The sequence below is a fragment of the Thaumasiovibrio clandestinus genome (assembly GCF_047250365.1).
Classification (GTDB): Bacteria; Pseudomonadota; Gammaproteobacteria; order Enterobacterales; family Vibrionaceae; genus Thaumasiovibrio.
On sequence record NZ_JBLBVL010000007.1, the window covers coordinates 178,140 to 193,149 of the forward strand.

15 protein-coding genes and 2 pseudogenes are annotated in these 15,010 nt (G+C 45.8%); 12 read left to right on the forward strand and 5 right to left on the reverse strand.

Annotated features, from left to right (window positions below):
- Positions 1-26: 26 nt before the first annotated feature.
- The 5 genes from ACKLNH_RS12085 to ACKLNH_RS12105 are packed head-to-tail and all read left to right on the forward strand — an operon-like array spanning position 27 to position 4,544.
- Positions 27-1,472: an ABC transporter substrate-binding protein gene (locus tag ACKLNH_RS12085; protein WP_413112508.1), complete on the forward strand. Its 1,446-nt coding sequence runs from the start codon at positions 27-29 to the stop codon at positions 1,470-1,472.
- Positions 1,463-2,449 carry an ABC transporter permease gene (locus ACKLNH_RS12090; RefSeq protein ID WP_413112509.1) on the forward strand — a complete coding sequence of 329 codons (987 nt, stop codon included), beginning with the start codon at positions 1,463-1,465 and terminating at the stop codon, positions 2,447-2,449. The genes ACKLNH_RS12085 and ACKLNH_RS12090 overlap by 10 nt, the downstream gene beginning before the upstream one ends.
- Positions 2,442-3,263, forward strand: a complete 822-nt coding sequence (locus tag ACKLNH_RS12095; RefSeq protein ID WP_413112510.1) for an ABC transporter permease — start codon at positions 2,442-2,444, stop codon at positions 3,261-3,263. The genes ACKLNH_RS12090 and ACKLNH_RS12095 overlap by 8 nt, the downstream gene beginning before the upstream one ends.
- Positions 3,263-3,976 (forward strand): ATP-binding cassette domain-containing protein, encoded by a 714-nt coding sequence (locus ACKLNH_RS12100; RefSeq protein WP_413112511.1) that lies wholly within the window; start codon positions 3,263-3,265, stop codon positions 3,974-3,976. Before ACKLNH_RS12095 ends, ACKLNH_RS12100 begins: the two co-directional genes overlap by 1 nt.
- Positions 3,960-4,544, forward strand: coding sequence for an ATP-binding cassette domain-containing protein (locus ACKLNH_RS12105; protein WP_413112512.1), 585 nt, complete (start codon positions 3,960-3,962; stop codon positions 4,542-4,544). The genes ACKLNH_RS12100 and ACKLNH_RS12105 overlap by 17 nt, the downstream gene beginning before the upstream one ends.
- Before the next feature lie 11 nt (positions 4,545-4,555).
- Here ACKLNH_RS12105 and amrA read toward each other — a convergent pair whose 3' ends face one another.
- Complete coding sequence (gene amrA / locus ACKLNH_RS12110) at positions 4,556-5,170, reverse strand: AmmeMemoRadiSam system protein A (protein ID WP_413112513.1); 615 nt, start codon at positions 5,168-5,170, stop codon at positions 4,556-4,558.
- A complete protein-coding gene (gene amrB, locus ACKLNH_RS12115; RefSeq protein ID WP_413112514.1) occupies positions 5,145-5,930 on the reverse strand; it encodes an AmmeMemoRadiSam system protein B in 786 nt (261 codons plus the stop codon). Before amrB ends, amrA begins: the two co-directional genes overlap by 26 nt.
- A gap of 103 nt (positions 5,931-6,033) precedes the next feature.
- Between amrB and amrS the strand changes: the two genes are divergently transcribed.
- From amrS to glmS, 6 genes are all read left to right on the forward strand, one after another.
- A complete protein-coding gene (gene amrS / locus ACKLNH_RS12120; protein ID WP_413112515.1) occupies positions 6,034-7,113 on the forward strand; it encodes an AmmeMemoRadiSam system radical SAM enzyme in 1,080 nt (359 codons plus the stop codon).
- 112 nt (positions 7,114-7,225) lie between these two features.
- Positions 7,226-7,564, forward strand: a complete 339-nt coding sequence (locus tag ACKLNH_RS12125) for a CidA/LrgA family protein (RefSeq protein ID WP_413112516.1) — start codon at positions 7,226-7,228, stop codon at positions 7,562-7,564.
- The gene (locus tag ACKLNH_RS12130; RefSeq protein ID WP_413112585.1) at positions 7,564-8,229 is read left to right on the forward strand and encodes a CidB/LrgB family autolysis modulator; all 666 of its coding nucleotides are present in this window, start codon (positions 7,564-7,566) and stop codon (positions 8,227-8,229) included. Before ACKLNH_RS12125 ends, ACKLNH_RS12130 begins: the two co-directional genes overlap by 1 nt.
- 56 nt (positions 8,230-8,285) lie before the next feature.
- Positions 8,286-9,263 carry a Gfo/Idh/MocA family protein gene (locus ACKLNH_RS12135; RefSeq protein WP_413112517.1) on the forward strand — a complete coding sequence of 326 codons (978 nt, stop codon included), beginning with the start codon at positions 8,286-8,288 and terminating at the stop codon, positions 9,261-9,263.
- Positions 9,264-9,604: 341 nt separating this feature from the next.
- Positions 9,605-10,372 (forward strand): DeoR/GlpR family DNA-binding transcription regulator, encoded by a 768-nt coding sequence (locus ACKLNH_RS12140; RefSeq protein ID WP_413112518.1) that lies wholly within the window; start codon positions 9,605-9,607, stop codon positions 10,370-10,372.
- A gap of 80 nt (positions 10,373-10,452) precedes the next feature.
- Positions 10,453-12,285 carry a glutamine--fructose-6-phosphate transaminase (isomerizing) gene (glmS, locus tag ACKLNH_RS12145; protein ID WP_413112519.1) on the forward strand — a complete coding sequence of 611 codons (1,833 nt, stop codon included), beginning with the start codon at positions 10,453-10,455 and terminating at the stop codon, positions 12,283-12,285.
- 292 nt (positions 12,286-12,577) lie between these two features.
- Here the strand turns inward: glmS and ACKLNH_RS20650 are convergent.
- From ACKLNH_RS20650 to ulaR, 3 genes and pseudogenes are all read right to left on the reverse strand, one after another.
- Positions 12,578-12,769 (reverse strand): annotated as a pseudogene (locus tag ACKLNH_RS20650) (IS3 family transposase); the annotation flags it as partial.
- A 37-nt stretch (positions 12,770-12,806) separates the two neighbouring features.
- Positions 12,807-13,058, reverse strand: a pseudogene (locus ACKLNH_RS20655) (transposase); the annotation flags it as partial.
- Between the two features lie 115 nt (positions 13,059-13,173).
- Positions 13,174-13,947, reverse strand: a complete 774-nt coding sequence (ulaR, locus tag ACKLNH_RS12155) for an HTH-type transcriptional regulator UlaR (RefSeq protein WP_413112520.1) — start codon at positions 13,945-13,947, stop codon at positions 13,174-13,176.
- Positions 13,948-14,159: 212 nt separating this feature from the next.
- Between ulaR and ACKLNH_RS12160 the strand changes: the two genes are divergently transcribed.
- A complete protein-coding gene (locus ACKLNH_RS12160; RefSeq protein WP_413112521.1) occupies positions 14,160-15,002 on the forward strand; it encodes an HAD family hydrolase in 843 nt (280 codons plus the stop codon).
- The last annotated feature ends 8 nt before the right edge of the window (positions 15,003-15,010 follow it).

A 15,010-nucleotide genomic window follows, 5' to 3' on the forward strand; every position in this document is an offset into this window, starting at 1 on the left:
CTGCTGAACGCCAGTGGATTATCGGTATGACTGATGAACCTGAAATGGGCTTTGACCCGATACGTGGCTGGGGACGTTACGGTGACCCTTTAATTCAATCAACTCTGCTTAAACGGGACCATAGTTTAAATCTTGTCAATGACTTAGCTCAGAATGTGCAGTTATCTGAGGATCGCTTAGTGTGGCAAGTCACGCTCAGGAAAGATGCGTACTTTAGCGATGGAACAAACCTGACGGCACATGATGTTGTTTTCACTTATCAGCAGATACAGCGCGATTTGTCGATGCACGATCTTGCAGGATTGTCGTCCGTTGTGGCTGATGATGAGTATCAGGTGTCGTTTACATTGCACGAACCAGATTTAGGTTTTCAGGATCATTTTGTCTCAGTAGGAATCGTTCCCCAACATGCCTACTCTAAAGAGTATGCACAATCTCCGCTTGGAAGTGGGCCATTTATGCTTCAACGCTGGGATAAAGGGCAGCAAGTGATATTGACCTTGAACCCGCACTATCATGGTGAACAGCCGGAACTTGATTCGTTAGTGATTGTGTTTGCGGGAGAGGATAGCTTGACCTCTTTGGTGCGTAGCAGGCAGTTACACTTAGCCGCATTGCCACATCGCTATGTTGATTTGCTGCCAGATAACTATCATTTGGTGCAGGTTGCAACCAATGACAACCGTGGCATTGTTTGGCCAATGAACCAACCGAGTGATAACGCCCCAGGAAATACAGTCACAGCAGATCCAGTGATACGTCAGGTCATTGATCAAGCAATAGACCGTCAATTATTGGTTGATGGAATATTGCGTGGTTATGGTCGAGAAGCCTTTTCATTGGCGGATGGTTTGCCATGGGGCCCAACCCCGAAAGTGCGCGAACAAGAAGAACAAGACGCGCTCAAGATGCAACTGGATACAGCGGGCTGGATCGTGAATCCACGTTCAGGTTTGCGTCACAAACACGGGGTAGATGCACGTATTTATCTCGTGTATTTAGCGGGTGACAGTGTGCGTGAACAGTTGTCCCTTGCGGTCGCCGCGATGTTGCAACCGCTTGGAATTGAAATCATTGTGGAAGGCGCCAGTTGGAGCCAAATTGCACAAAGAATGCATAATGATCCGGTGATGATGGGATTTGGTAGCCACGGGCTTGCAGAGCTTTACAACGTGTACATGGGAACAAATGCAGGACAAGGTTGGTACAATTCTGGCTATTATCAAAATGCCGCGGTTGATACGGTACTAACCACGGCAAAACGAGCGGCAAATTATCATGACGCTGCCCCTTACTTTCAGCAGTTACACCAACAATTGCAACAAGATCTGCCTTGGACTTGGTTGGTGAATATTGATCACCTGTATGCGGTTAATACCTGTTTGGATATCGGTCAGCCGATACCAGAGCCACACCAACATGGTTGGCCGATCACGAGCAATATTGCGCAGTGGAAGTGGCTATGCGACTAAGTAAGCTTCTAAAAAACAGTGCGCTAGAGTTAGCTAGGCTATTGATGCTGGTAATAGGCGTGTTGCTCATGACCTTCATGCTGTTATCTATTTCGCCGATTGATCCATTGCTTTATTACATGGGCGATAGCTTGTTGTCAGTGAGTAGTGCGCATGCTGCTGAGATGGCAACCCAACTGGGTTTGGATGAATCAATGTGGCGACGCTTTTTGCATTGGTTTACGCGACTCATGCAGGGAGATGCAGGTTACTCTATTTCGCAGCAACAACCGGTGGTGGACGTATTTGCTCAGCGAGTGCCGCTCTCGTTACGTTTAATGGTGATGGGCTGGCTTGGTGCCGTGATCTTGGGGTATGGCTTGGGCATTGTTGCTGCTTTTTATCAGAGCCGATTTTTTGATCGTATGATCCAAATGCTGTGTTGGGTGTCAGCTTCGGCCCCCGCGTTCTGGATCGCCATTTTAGCGCTTAGTCTTTTTTCTGTGTCATGGCAGATAACGCCAGTGTGCTGTGCTGCGCCACTGGGGGTTTCTCCTGCATCATTAAGTTGGTTTCAACAGTTGCCGTATCTCATTTTGCCCGCTGGCGTACTGGCGATAACCAATATGAGCCATATCGCGATACACACGCGAGAAAGGGCGCTGCAAGTGCTTGGTAGTGACCATGTCGCTTATGCGAGGATGCATGGTAAGCAGGGTTGGTATATTTATCGCCATCACATATTACGTAATACCCTGACCCCGGCGCTGGTGTTGCATTTTGCCGGTGTTGCGGAGCTACTTGGCGGATCCGTGCTGGTGGAGAGTGTGTTTAATTTTCCTGGGATAGGTCAAAGCTTGGTGATGGCGGGCTTAAACGGTGATTTGGCATTGTTAATGGCGATCACCTTGTTGTCTTTAATGCTGGTGTTTATTGGCAATGGATTGGGCCGTTTGACGAGCTTAAGTCTCCTACCTGAAGGGCGTAATCATGTGTGAAACCATTACGGTGCCAGTCGCGCGTCCGGCGTTGGCATTACCACTCGCGAGCAGTGCCTTTATGGCGATTGTACTCTTTGCGATATTTTATCCTGACCATGGAATGGGGATCGCCTTTGATCGTCAGTTTCAATCGCCGACGTGGCAAAACTGGTTTGGCACTGACAACTTAGGTCGAGATGTATTTTCCAGAACCATGGCTGGGTTATTACTGAGCTTAAAAATTGGTGGTCTCGCTTCTTTGTTTAGTGGTGCCTTGGCTATCATATTTACCTTGTTTTCATCACTAAATCGATATACGCAGTGGATGGTAGCTCTGCTGGTGGATATGTTTATGGCGATCCCTCACTTGTTGCTGCTAATCATCATGACGTTGGCGTTTGGTGGAGGGGCTTTGGGGGTCATTATGGCGGTGGCATTGAGTCACTGGCCCAAATTAACCCGTTTACTGTGTGAAGAAGTGCGCTCACTGATGCAGTGTCAATTTGTTCAGCTATCAGCGCAATTTGGCCAACCAAGGCTCAAAATTCTCTGTTCGCATATTGTCCCTTTTGTTTTACCGCACTGTTTCATTGGCGTGTTATTGATGATTCCACATGCCTTGATTCATGTGGCGGGGCTGACGTTTCTCGGTTTTGGCTTGGAGCCCACCAGCCCATCAATTGGTGTTCTGCTTGCTGAAGCGAGCCGTTATATGTTGAGTGGACATTGGTGGTTAGCACTTTTCCCTGGGCTAACTCTGTTGGTGGTGCTTTTGCTGCTCGCGGTGATAGGCCAACAAGTGGTCGCTCATTTACAGCGTAGAGGTTATTAATGCTGAGTGTTAACAATTTATCTGTCTTTAGTGTTCAACAACAGTTGGTTAAAGAAGTGAGCTTTCAGGTTTCGGCAGGCGAGTGTGTCGGAATGGTCGGGGCGAGTGGCAGTGGCAAAAGTATTCTTGCTCATGCATTGTTAGATAGCGTACCGCTTGGTTTTACACGGCGTGGCAACATTAAGACCGATTGCCGCATTGCATTGATCCCCCAATCAGGTTCTTATTTGAATCCTACGGCAAAAGTAGGCCAGCAGTTGATGGCATTGGCAGTGAGTGAATCGCTATTAGCCAGTGTTATTGACCACTATCAACTTGACGCCTTGTTGCCTTTGTATCCAGGGCAACTCTCAGGCGGCATGACTAAACGCGTGTTATGCGCTATCGCCATGGTACAAGATAGCCAATTAGTGATTGCAGACGAACCAACGGCGGGTGTCGATAGTCGGCGTAGTGCTGAGATGTTAAGAGGACTGGCGGGGTTTGCGCAAGAGGGCAAAGGGGTGATGGTGATTAGCCATGATATCGCGGCACTGGCACCAATCGTCGATCGCTTACTGGTCTTTCGCCAAGGCGAGTTGGTTGATGAAACTAACCTCAGTCAAATACTGTTGGAGCAATGCCACCCTTATACGCAGTCGCTATGGCAAGCTGCCCCGGAGAATTGGTTAAGCCGTGCGTTAGAGGAGCCGCGCTATGCTAAAACTGCTTAATGGTGCTTATCAGTACGATGAACAGTGTATTGCCTTTCCTGATATTACCATTGCGCGTGGTGAATTGGTTGGCTTATATGGCCCTAGTGGGTGCGGAAAATCGACGGTAGCACAGATTTTTGCGGGGTTGAAAGTGCCTCAGCGTGGTGTCTTATCTTCGCCACTACGAGAGCGCGGTTGCAATGCAAAAGTGCAGTGGATAAGCCAATCCCCTGAGTTTGCGTTTAATCCCCGTTGGAAAATCCAGCGCTCGTTGGCAGAAAGTTATGCAGTGCCAGATGATGTTTTGCAGCGTTACCAGATTCAGCCAGCATGGCTAACTCGCAAGCCCAACCAGTTGTCAGGTGGAGAGTTACAACGCTTAAATATTGTTCGGGCATTAGCGCCAAGTACCGAGTTCTTACTATGTGATGAAATTACTGCACAACTGGATACTGTCACTCAGCAGCAAATATGGCAGGTATTAAAGGCAGATATTGTGCAACGCAATCTCGGCGCCTTGGTCATCTCCCATAGTTTGCCGTTGCTAGATGCGTTATGTGACCGAGTTATTGAGATGCCCGCGTAACACGAACAATATTAGTGCGCTTTATTTTGCTGGTATTGCCGCTTGGCGTTCTGAACGTCGAAGACGTGTACTGTTATCGACTCGCTCCAGTAGTTATTGGGCCAGCCCGCTTTACGTTTTAGATGGGAAAGAAACTGTTTGGGGTCTGGCAGCTGTTCCCATACCTGCGGTAAGAATAGTGCGCCAGAGTGTTTATCCGACAATATTACCCCGCAGCGGTGTTGCTCAAGATAGTCGCGAACAGCCAGCTCTTGGTTGAATGGCAAACGGTGTGGTGATGTCAGCACCGACACTTCGATATCGAGGTGTTTGGCTTGTTGTGCTGTTAACGGCTTAAAGCGACTATCTTGGCAGGCACTTGCCCATGCTTTGTGTTGTGCTTCTTCAACTAAGGGGCGCTGGGCCTGGGTTGTGCCGATACACCCTTGCAATTGATGATTGACGGTAAGGGTAACAAAGCACGCGCCATTTTGTTGTAGTGATAATGCGTAATCACTGAGTGTCAAACTTGGTCGCGGTTTACCAGCCAGATAGCAGTTGAGTGTTTGTTCAACCACATCTAATAAGGTGGCGAGATCTTGCTGGGTTAGTGGAGCTGAACTATTCATGGAAGAGGTAGCTGACATACCCGACCACCCTTTGTTTATCGCCAGCGGTGGTGTCACCAGAGTTAATTAGCGCTAAGCGATGTAGTTGATAACCGCGTTGTTTAGCGATAATAAGTAAACTATTTATACCGGTAGAGCCACACGCCTGATGTGGGGTTAGGCTTGGACGGTACGCTTCGATTTCCTGACAGGTTTCTTCATCGAGCTTGATGCTTTCTTGATAAGAATGAAAGTGACTTAAGTCGCTGCTGATAATTAGTAGTGTCTCGTTTGGTGACCAAATGGTTTTGATCATGGCGGCGAGGCTTTGAGAGGAGATTCTGCCGGTTAATATTGGTGTTACTTTAACATCCTTTAGGCAGACCTGCAGAAAAGGAAGCTGCACTTCCAAGCTATGCTCATATTTATGGGCGTCATCATCGACAAAGGTTGTTGAGCACTCTAACAGTGTTTGAATATTCTGTTGGTCGATTTCTACGTTACCAAGCGGGGTGGCGAAATGGGTGTGAGACGGAACAGCGCAACCGTCAATGGCAACTCTATGGCTAGGGCCGACTAAGATAACCCGTTTAATCCGTGATGCCTGTTGTTTTATTTGTTGAAATGCTTTTCCTGCCACTTTTCCTGAAAAAACATACCCAGCATGCGGTACGATCAGCGCACAGATATCGTCGGGTGAGGTGCCGTCAGATGCCAAGCATTCCAATACTTGTTGCTTAAGGTCGACGGCAGAGTGTGGGTAAAAACGTCCGGCTACCGCCGGTGGGCGAATATTCATGGTTTTTGCCTAGTTGTGGTGTTGTTTGGATCCATCCAATACCAGCAAGATGAATAATACCTATACTTTCAGTATAGGTATTATTCGATTCCGTGAGGGGCAGATGTCGTCATTTTCAAATATTCACGCTACGGAATATTGGCAGCGACTGAGTGATGGGCGGGTGAGGTGCGAAGTTTGTCCGCGCTATTGTACGTTACGTGATGGTAAGCGCGGTGCGTGTTTTGTTCGGCAGGCCCAAGATGGCGAAATCGTATTAACTAGCTATGGTCGCTCTAGTGGTTTTTGCATTGATCCCATAGAGAAAAAACCATTAAATCATTTCTATCCTGGAAGTGCCGTGCTGTCATTTGGTACTGCAGGCTGTAATTTGGGCTGTAAGTTCTGCCAGAATTGGCATATCAGTAAATCACGCCAAATTGATACCTTAGGCTCAATGGCAAGCCCTGAGCAATTGGCCAACGCGGCACGCCGTTATGGCTGCAAAAGCGTGGCGTTTACTTACAATGACCCGGTGATATTTTTGGAATACGCTGTCGATACAGCGCTTGCCTGTCATGCGCAGGATGTCAAGTCAGTGGCTGTTAGCGCAGGGTATATCTGCGATAAACCGCGTGAGCGTTTTTTCCAACACATGGATGCGGTAAATATTGACTTAAAGGCATTCACGGAGCGGTTTTACCACAAGGTTTGTGCCGGGCATTTAGCGCCAGTGTTGGAAACATTGCAGTATCTTTATCATGAAACCACGGTGTGGTTAGAGATTACCACCTTGTTGATCCCAGGAGAAAACGATAGCTCACAAGAGATTGATGCGATGACACAGTGGTTAGCGGAGCATTTGGGTCCCGATGTCCCGTTACACTTTAGCGCATTTCATCCGGATTTTAAGATGATGGATACGCCACCAACTCCGCCAGAGACAATTAAACGAGCACGTGCCATCGCCCTTAATAACGGCTTAAATTATGTTTATGTGGGAAATATTGTTGATGAAGCGGGCGATAGCACCTATTGCCCTAATTGTGGTCAAAATGTGTTATCGAGAAATTGGTATCAACTTGGTGAGTGTCATCTTACAGCAGATGGTGCGTGTAAATTCTGTAATTATCAAATCGCGGGACACTTGACACGATGCGATAAGCCGTTTGGACGAAAACGCATTCCAATTCGGATAAGTTAGCGAGCATACACTGTAAAGTATCAGTATTATGCAATTCCTTACTCATGCCAGACTAGAATCCCCCCATTGTCTTTAGTACACTGAATACGTCATCCATTATTTCCCTATTTTCATGATTTTACTGCGTGCTTTTTCTCTTATTTTTTTGTTTACCATTACGGGTAATTTTATCTCGGACTATTTCTCGACGGTTATTCCGGGCTCAATTATTGGTATGTTATTGTTGTTTACCGCTCTGGTACTAAAATGGGTTCCGGCTGACTGGGTTAGACCTGGTTGCGAGTTGATGATGAGACATATGACAGTGCTATTTGTCCCCGTTTGTGTTGGCTTGATCGAACATGGTGAATTGATTCGTAATCATGGTGTGAGCTTACTGCTGAGCAACTTAAGTAGTTCATTACTGGTCTTTGTGTTGATTGGGGTGATTTGCCAACGGGGGCTTAAATGATCTGGCTACTGCTGACCTTAGGGGTTTTTTATTCGGCTAGGGCGGTGTCATTACGTGTCCGTCATCCCCTCTGTAATCCGTTGTTATTAAGTATATTGATATTGATCCCCCTGCTTTTGGGTTTGAATATTCCTTATGAAACCTATTTTCAAGGCAATCAACCACTGCATCTATTGTTAGAGCCTGCAGTTGTTGCTTTTGCCTACCCTCTTTATGTGCAACTACCGGCGCTTAAGGCGCAATGGAAATTGCTATTGTCGGCGTGTGTTTTGGGTAGCCTCTTGGCCATGTTGAGTGGCGCGAGTGTTGCGATTTTATTGGGATCAGACGCTGCGCTGGTTGCCGCTATCTTACCTAAATCGGTGACGACACCAATAGCGATGTCGGTGACAGAGTCACTCGGTGGTGAAGCATCAATTTCTGCGTTAATGGTCATGGTGGCCGGCTTTTTTGGTGCGCTGGCCGGATACCCGATTTTACGTAAATTAGGAGTATCGCACCCTATCGCGCGTGGTTTGGCGATGGGAACGGTTTCTCATGCATTGGGAACCGCTCGCGCTGCAGAGGAGCATCACCAAGATGCAGCAATGAGTTCAATGGCGTTGGTGTTATGCGGTGTGATTACATCGTTGTTGGCACCCGTTATCTATACCCTGTTGCTGTGATAGGACCAAAACGATTAAACGGTTATATTTTAACAATTTACAGTTAGGGAATGACAATGTTAAAGCTGGCGATTATAGGCACAAATTGGATCACTGAAAAATTTGTGGAAGCGGCACAAAACAGCGCTAAATTTCAACTTGTCATGGTTTACTCACGTAACATGGCATCGGCACAAGACTTTGCAAGCAAATTCTCTGTGACGCAAGTCGTAACAGACTTGAAGACGTTAGCGCAGTGCGATGAGGTTGATGCGGTATATATTGCTAGCCCTAACTCACTGCATTGTGAGCAAGCGATACAAATGATGCAAAGTGGTAAGCATGTGATTTGTGAGAAACCTTTGGCGTCTAACATCACTGAAGCGCAGCGCATGTATGAGGTTGCACGAGAAAACCAAGTTATCTTGTTTGAAGCGTTTAAAACTGACTACTTACCTAATTTTAAGCTGATTCGTGAAATGTTGCCGAAGCTAGGGCAGTTACGACAGGTGTTTTTTAGTTATTGTCAGTACTCTTCCCGTTATCAGCGCTACCTCGACGGCGAGAATCCAAACACCTTCAACCCGGCTTTTTCCAACGGCTCAATCATGGATATCGGTTATTACTGCGTTGCATCAGCGGCGGCCTTGTTTGGGCGTCCGGAGCAGATTCAGGCCACGGCGAGGTTACTTGACTCAGGGGTGGATGGGCATGGAACAGTGCAGTTGCATTATGCCGACTTTGACGTGGTTATTCTGCATTCAAAAGTATCGCATTCGTCTATTCCTACCGAGATACAAGGCGAAGACGGCGCGTTGTTAATCAGCAAAATTTCTGAGGGTGAGAAAGTGCTTTATCAGCCTCGAGATGGGCAAGTAGAAGATATTACCCTACCGCAGCGAGATAATTCGATGGAATACGAAGCTGAGCACTTTTACCAGCAGATCCAACAGCAACAAATGGATGCGAAAGCTATAGAGCGCTCGTTATTGACCGCTGAAATGCTAACGGAAATTCGTCAACAAACTGGGGTAGTATTTCCAGCTGACCAGTAATCAACAAGTCGGTTACTGGGCAGCTCGTCACATAGTCAGTAAAATCAGAGCATTCAACGTCACTATAACCTATCTGTTCCAAGCCTTCCTTTGGGGGAAACACTGCTAGATAAGGTGCTGATTACGCTTTATCTAGCAAGTCTTTATGCATATCGTTTCCATGTTCAAATATAGCGATTTAGCCCTCGTTTTATGCGGCTTCATTGCCTTCGTCTCAATTTCTGGATAACCCCTCCACTGTATCATTTGTATTAAATCAATGAGATTTAGGCCACATTTTATTGCGCATTAAGTTTCGTTATGAAACAATTAACGAAACCTTTCCCTTTGAATCGAAAGCTATGCAGAAGAGAAATACGCAAGTTAGAAGGCACTCCATCGCTGAATTAGTCAAACAGCGTGGTGAAGTGAGCGTGGAAGAGCTATCAGTACTGTTTGATACGTCTGAAGTGACTATTCGAAAAGATCTTTCTTCTCTAGAGCTGAATGGACAACTACTCCGTCGCTATGGCGGGGCTGTCGCATTGCCAAAAGAGGCCGTTGAGGAGGTGCTAAATGAGTCAGATTCTACATCTTCAGCAAAGACGAATATTGCAGATGCAGCTGCTGGTTTGATTAAGGATCATTACCGAATTGTCATTGATTGCGGTAGTACAACTGGCGCGTTGGTTTCTAAGCTAGGCAGTAAAAAGGGATTAGTTGTTATGACGAATTCTCTGATGCTTGCTAATGTCATTAATGAGCTGGAAAGCGAACCAACATTGCTGATGACAGGTGGTACTTGGGATAGCCATTCTGAGTCTTTCCAAGGAAAAGTGGCAGAATCAGTACTACGTTCGTACGACTTTGATCAGCTCTTTATTGGTGCGGATGGCGTGGACCTGTCGCGGGGAACAACAACATTTAATGAGCTTCTTGGTCTTAGTCAGGTTATGGCTGAAGTCGCACGTGAAGTTATCGTAATGGTTGAATCAGAAAAAATTGGCCGGAAAATTCCGAACTTAGAGTTGGGATGGGACGCGATTGATGTATTGATAAGCGATACTAACTTAACGGCCGAGCAAAGAGCTCAAATCGAATCAAATGGCGTGAAGGTTATTTGCGCTTAATAGACGTTTTAAAATTGCTCTCTCATTACGCGCTTTATTGCTAATAATGTGAGGGATGAATAAGTTAATGGAGTAATAATATGTGTGGAATCGTAGGTGCGGTAGCACAACGTGACGTAGTAGAAATTCTGGTTGAAGGCCTGCGCCGTTTGGAATACCGAGGATATGATTCAGCCGGTGTTGCTGTTGTTGATGAAAAGTTAGCGCTCAAGCGTGTCCGTCGGCTTGGTAAAGTACAAGAACTTGCCGATGCGGTTTCTTCTCAAGATGTGAGTGGTGGTACCGGTATCGCCCATACTCGCTGGGCGACGCATGGCGAACCATCGAAAGCGAATGCACACCCTCATGTATCAGGCGATATCGCAGTGGTTCACAATGGTATCATCGAAAACCATGAAGAGTTAAGAGCGCTGCTTCAAGAGCGTGGTTATGTATTTTGCTCTCAAACGGATACCGAAGTTATTGCTCATCTAGTTGAGTGGGAGCTACGTACTTCTGAAACATTGGTTGAAGCGCTACAAAAAACCGCCGCACAGTTAGATGGCGCCTATGGTACCGTTGTTGTCGATCGTAAAGATCCAACCCGTATCGTAGCTGCACGTTCTGGTAGCCCAATTGTTATTGGTTTCGGTATCGGTGAAAACTTCCTTGCGTCTGATCAGTTGGCACTACTTAGTGTGACTCGCCGCTTTATGTACCTTGAAGAAGGGGATGTAGCAGAGATTACACGCCGTGAAGTGAAGGTTGTTGATGTTGACGGTAACCCTGTTGAGCGTGAGATTATTGAGTCAAACGCTGAACATGATGCTGGCGACAAAGGCCAATACCGTCACTTTATGCAAAAAGAGATTTTCGAACAGCCTCGCGCACTCATCAATACGATGGAAGGCCGAATTAACAGTCAATCTGTTGTAACAGAAAGCATTGGTGTGAATGCGGTTGAGATTCTCAACAAAGTCGAACACATACAGATCATTGCATGTGGCACTTCTTATAACTCTGGCATGGTTGCGCGTTATTGGTTTGAATCCATTGCGGGCGTTAGCTGTGATGTAGAGATTGCATCAGAATTCCGTTATCGCGATTTCGTCGTACGCCCAAACAGCTTGCTCGTGACACTATCACAATCGGGCGAAACCGCAGATACATTGGCAGCATTGCGTCTTGCCAAAGAAAAAGGTTACATGGCAGCGATGACCATTTGTAACGTTGCGGGTTCTTCACTGGTGCGTGAATCTGATTTCGCCTTTATGACACGCGCCGGTACAGAGATTGGTGTTGCTTCAACCAAGGCATTTACAACGCAACTAGCGGCGATGTTGATGATGGTTGTCTCTCTCGCGCGTTTACAGGGGCGCATGAGTGAAGAGCGTGAAGCTGAAATCGTTCAATCACTGCATGAGCTTCCAGCCAATATTGAAAGAGCGCTGGCATTCGATAAGCAAATTGAAGCGCTAGCTGTCGATTTTGCAGATAAGCACCATACCTTGTTCTTAGGTCGTGGTGAGTACTACCCAATTGCGATGGAAGCCTCGCTTAAGCTAAAAGAGATTTCATACATTCACGCAGAAGCGTATGCGGCTGGTGAGCTTAAGCATGGTCCTCTTGCTCTGATTGATGCCGATATGCCTGTTGTGGTTGTTGCCCCAACCAATGACTTGCTTGAGAAGTTGAAATCGAACGTTGAAGAAGTGCGTGCACGTGGCGGCCAATTATATGTATTTGCTGACGAGAAGGCGGGCTTTGAAGGCGATGACACCATGAAGATCATCCAGATGCCTCATGTCGATGACATTATTGCGCCTATCTACTACACAGTACCGATGCAGTTGTTGTCTTACCATGTGGCCTTAATTAAAGGGACAGATGTCGATCAGCCTCGTAACCTAGCAAAAGCGGTAACAGTCGAGTAATTTTTACCGCTGTTAGTCAGTTATTGTCGGAAGACATTAAAGCCTGAAAGTATGACATTAAAGTTTGAAACTGTAACACTAAAGTTAAGAACTTTTTGAATCCGGTTAAGCTAGTTAAAAGTTAACCGGATTTTTGTTATGGCAAAATAAAAGTACGTTTTAACTGAAAAGCAAATTACTCAACGGATTAAAGAAGGTCGAGGTTCAGGAAAGCTTTCTGACTATAAGCCGTGGTTGTATGTTAATGAGATCCCTTCAGAAGTGATCTGCACCAGCAAGGCTGGACACTCGGCTAAGCGATATTTTTCAGTTCAAAGTTAGCTGGGCTTAAATACCCAAGAGCACTGTGCCTTCTTGTTCGATTATAATCAACCTCAATATACTCAAAAACAGTCTGACGCATTGTATCTCGAGTCATGATCGGCTCGTATTGGATCGCCTCAACTTTCAGTGGGTGGAAGAAGCTCTCAACGCGGGCGTTGTCCCGTTCTATTTTAGATTCTTGGCGAAGTAGGTGGCGGCTTTTTTACGATTTCTAGCTCCTCAGCCTGTTCGGCTAGAAGCCGCTTTAATTTTACATTTTCAGCGGCCAGTTCTTTTTCCCGATTACTGACGCTGCTTGTCTGTTGAACCGCCTTGCGCCAATTGTAGAGTTGAGACTCGTGAAGAGATAACTGTTTAGCTGCAGTTGCCACACCAACATTTTCAGCTAGCTTGAGGGCTTAAGCTTTGAATTCAGGAGTATGCATTGTTCTTTTTTTCTTGTTTGTCATAGTTCACCTCGTTAGTGATTGTACTCACTTAACGCAGTGTCCAAAACTGCTGGGACGGATCACATGGATATCGGTGCGCAAAGTGCCCAATACGTTAAATAAAGGGGCGAACAAGTTAAGTGATAATTACGTTTACTCCACTTGAACGCAAAGATTCCAGTACTTTTTCGTCAGCACCGTGATTCGTAATTAAGGTATCTAGTTCTGCGCTAGTTGCTAAAAGCTTACCACCATGCTTACCTACTTTACTGCTATCGACTAACGCTATCAGCCTCGCGCCATATTCAAGCAACTTTTTCTCTGCCATATAGACTAATAAGTCAGAGGTATGGATACCTGAAGATGTGGCACCTGTACCAGTGAAGAAGACAAAGCGGCTTTTATGATCATTAACCGCTTCTTCGTCTGGAGAAATGGTGATCTGGCGCTCTGGCAAGTACTGACCTCCTAGAATAATGATGCTCTGGTGATCTTGTGTAATCAGGTTGTGCGCGAGAGGCATAAAGTTAGTTACTACTTGGATATCGCGATCTACTAAATACTGTCCCATCAAGAAAGTGGTATTACTGCCACTGACTATCACACTGTCATGTTCATCGCATAGCTCAACAGCTGCCTGAGCAATACGTTTCTTGGCTTCTAGATTCTCAATATCGTACTCAGTAGGAATAAAGGTTGCTGGCGTATGGTGATGGTGGTTACTGTCACTGTTAATCGCTTCAGCGCCATTTCTAATTTTTTTCAGCTTTCCATTTTCCGCTAACTTATTGATATCACGACGAGCAGTAGATAAAGAGATGTTCAGCATCGCTACATAGTCGTTGGTAGTGATAAAGGTATGACTGTTTACATAGTCGAGCAAGTGTCGGTGACGTTGAGCTTCATTCATCTCTAATTACATCCTGAATTTATCATTGGAATATTATGACCTAATTTGACCTTTCGAGCAATTTTGATTTTTTATGGCGTAATTTGGGGTTTTGTGACGTATTTTCGTGATCTGGGCAACATAACGCGTCAAAATAAATCATCAGTGACTTTACATGACCGAATTTGACGCATATAGTCATATTGCATCACAAGGAGTCAACGGAGGCCAAGGTGAAATACCAAGCAATCATTATCGATTTAGATGGAACCTTACTAAACGATAACAACCAAATTTGTGTTAACAATATTGAAGCGGTTCAACAAGCTTTATATGAAGGTTATCAAGTAACGTTAGCTAGTGGACGACCTCATCAATTGATGCTCCCTTTTGCTAAACAGCTTGGTATAACCGCTCCAATGATCTGTTGCAATGGTGCCTACCAATACGATGTTAGCAGCAACAGCTACCAAAATGTTCAGTCGCTTAGTTCTACTCAGCTTGCCCAGTTACTAGATACACTCATTTTAGGACAGTTTGACTTCACTCTTTATGCCCATAATGGCATTTATGCACTGAAAACATCGCAACACTTCGCAGGTTTAAAATGCCAGATGTCGCAATTCGATATTGATGTTCAGATGGCCATCATGCCATCGCTGGCTGAGCTGCAAGATGTATGCGGTGAAGTATATAAAGTGTTGGTATCGAGCAGCGATAAACAGGCTTTGTGCCAGCTCCGTGATTCTATAAATAATGTACTGCAAGCGGATCTGTCAATACCGAACAAGCTGGATATTACTTGCCTTGGTGTCAACAAAGGACTGTCAGCTTTAACTTGGTTGTCTCAACACAACCTTAGTCCAAATCTCACTATCGCATTTGGTGACGGCGACAACGATATTTCGTTGTTCAAAGCCGTTGGCGAGCCTGTCGCTATGGCAAACGCTAGCCCGGCTCTCCGTGGCCTAGCCAATCTTATTATCACAGATAACAACAGTTGTGGCATTGGCCAATATTTACGACTCATTATTCGTGAAGGTCAACATGCATGGCAACACTCATATAGCTACTAAGGAAATCT

Bases quoted from the DNA above. Each gene is read 5' to 3' on its own strand.
- ACKLNH_RS12085 (WP_413112508.1), top strand. From the start codon at position 27: ATGACTGATGAACCTGAAATGGGCTTTGACCCGATACGTGGCTGGGGA.
- ACKLNH_RS12090 (WP_413112509.1), top strand. From the start codon at position 1,463: ATGCGACTAAGTAAGCTTCTAAAAAACAGTGCGCTAGAGTTAGCTAGG.
- ACKLNH_RS12095 (WP_413112510.1), top strand. From the start codon at position 2,442: ATGTGTGAAACCATTACGGTGCCAGTCGCGCGTCCGGCGTTGGCATTA.
- ACKLNH_RS12100 (WP_413112511.1), top strand. From the start codon at position 3,263: ATGCTGAGTGTTAACAATTTATCTGTCTTTAGTGTTCAACAACAGTTG.
- ACKLNH_RS12105 (WP_413112512.1), top strand. From the start codon at position 3,960: ATGCTAAAACTGCTTAATGGTGCTTATCAGTACGATGAACAGTGTATT.
- amrA (WP_413112513.1), bottom strand. From the start codon at position 5,170: ATGTCAGCTACCTCTTCCATGAATAGTTCAGCTCCACTAACCCAGCAA.
- amrB (WP_413112514.1), bottom strand. From the start codon at position 5,930: ATGAATATTCGCCCACCGGCGGTAGCCGGACGTTTTTACCCACACTCT.
- amrS (WP_413112515.1), top strand. From the start codon at position 6,034: ATGTCGTCATTTTCAAATATTCACGCTACGGAATATTGGCAGCGACTG.
- ACKLNH_RS12125 (WP_413112516.1), top strand. From the start codon at position 7,226: ATGATTTTACTGCGTGCTTTTTCTCTTATTTTTTTGTTTACCATTACG.
- ACKLNH_RS12135 (WP_413112517.1), top strand. From the start codon at position 8,286: ATGTTAAAGCTGGCGATTATAGGCACAAATTGGATCACTGAAAAATTT.
- ACKLNH_RS12140 (WP_413112518.1), top strand. From the start codon at position 9,605: ATGCAGAAGAGAAATACGCAAGTTAGAAGGCACTCCATCGCTGAATTA.
- glmS (WP_413112519.1), top strand. From the start codon at position 10,453: ATGTGTGGAATCGTAGGTGCGGTAGCACAACGTGACGTAGTAGAAATT.
- ulaR (WP_413112520.1), bottom strand. From the start codon at position 13,947: ATGAATGAAGCTCAACGTCACCGACACTTGCTCGACTATGTAAACAGT.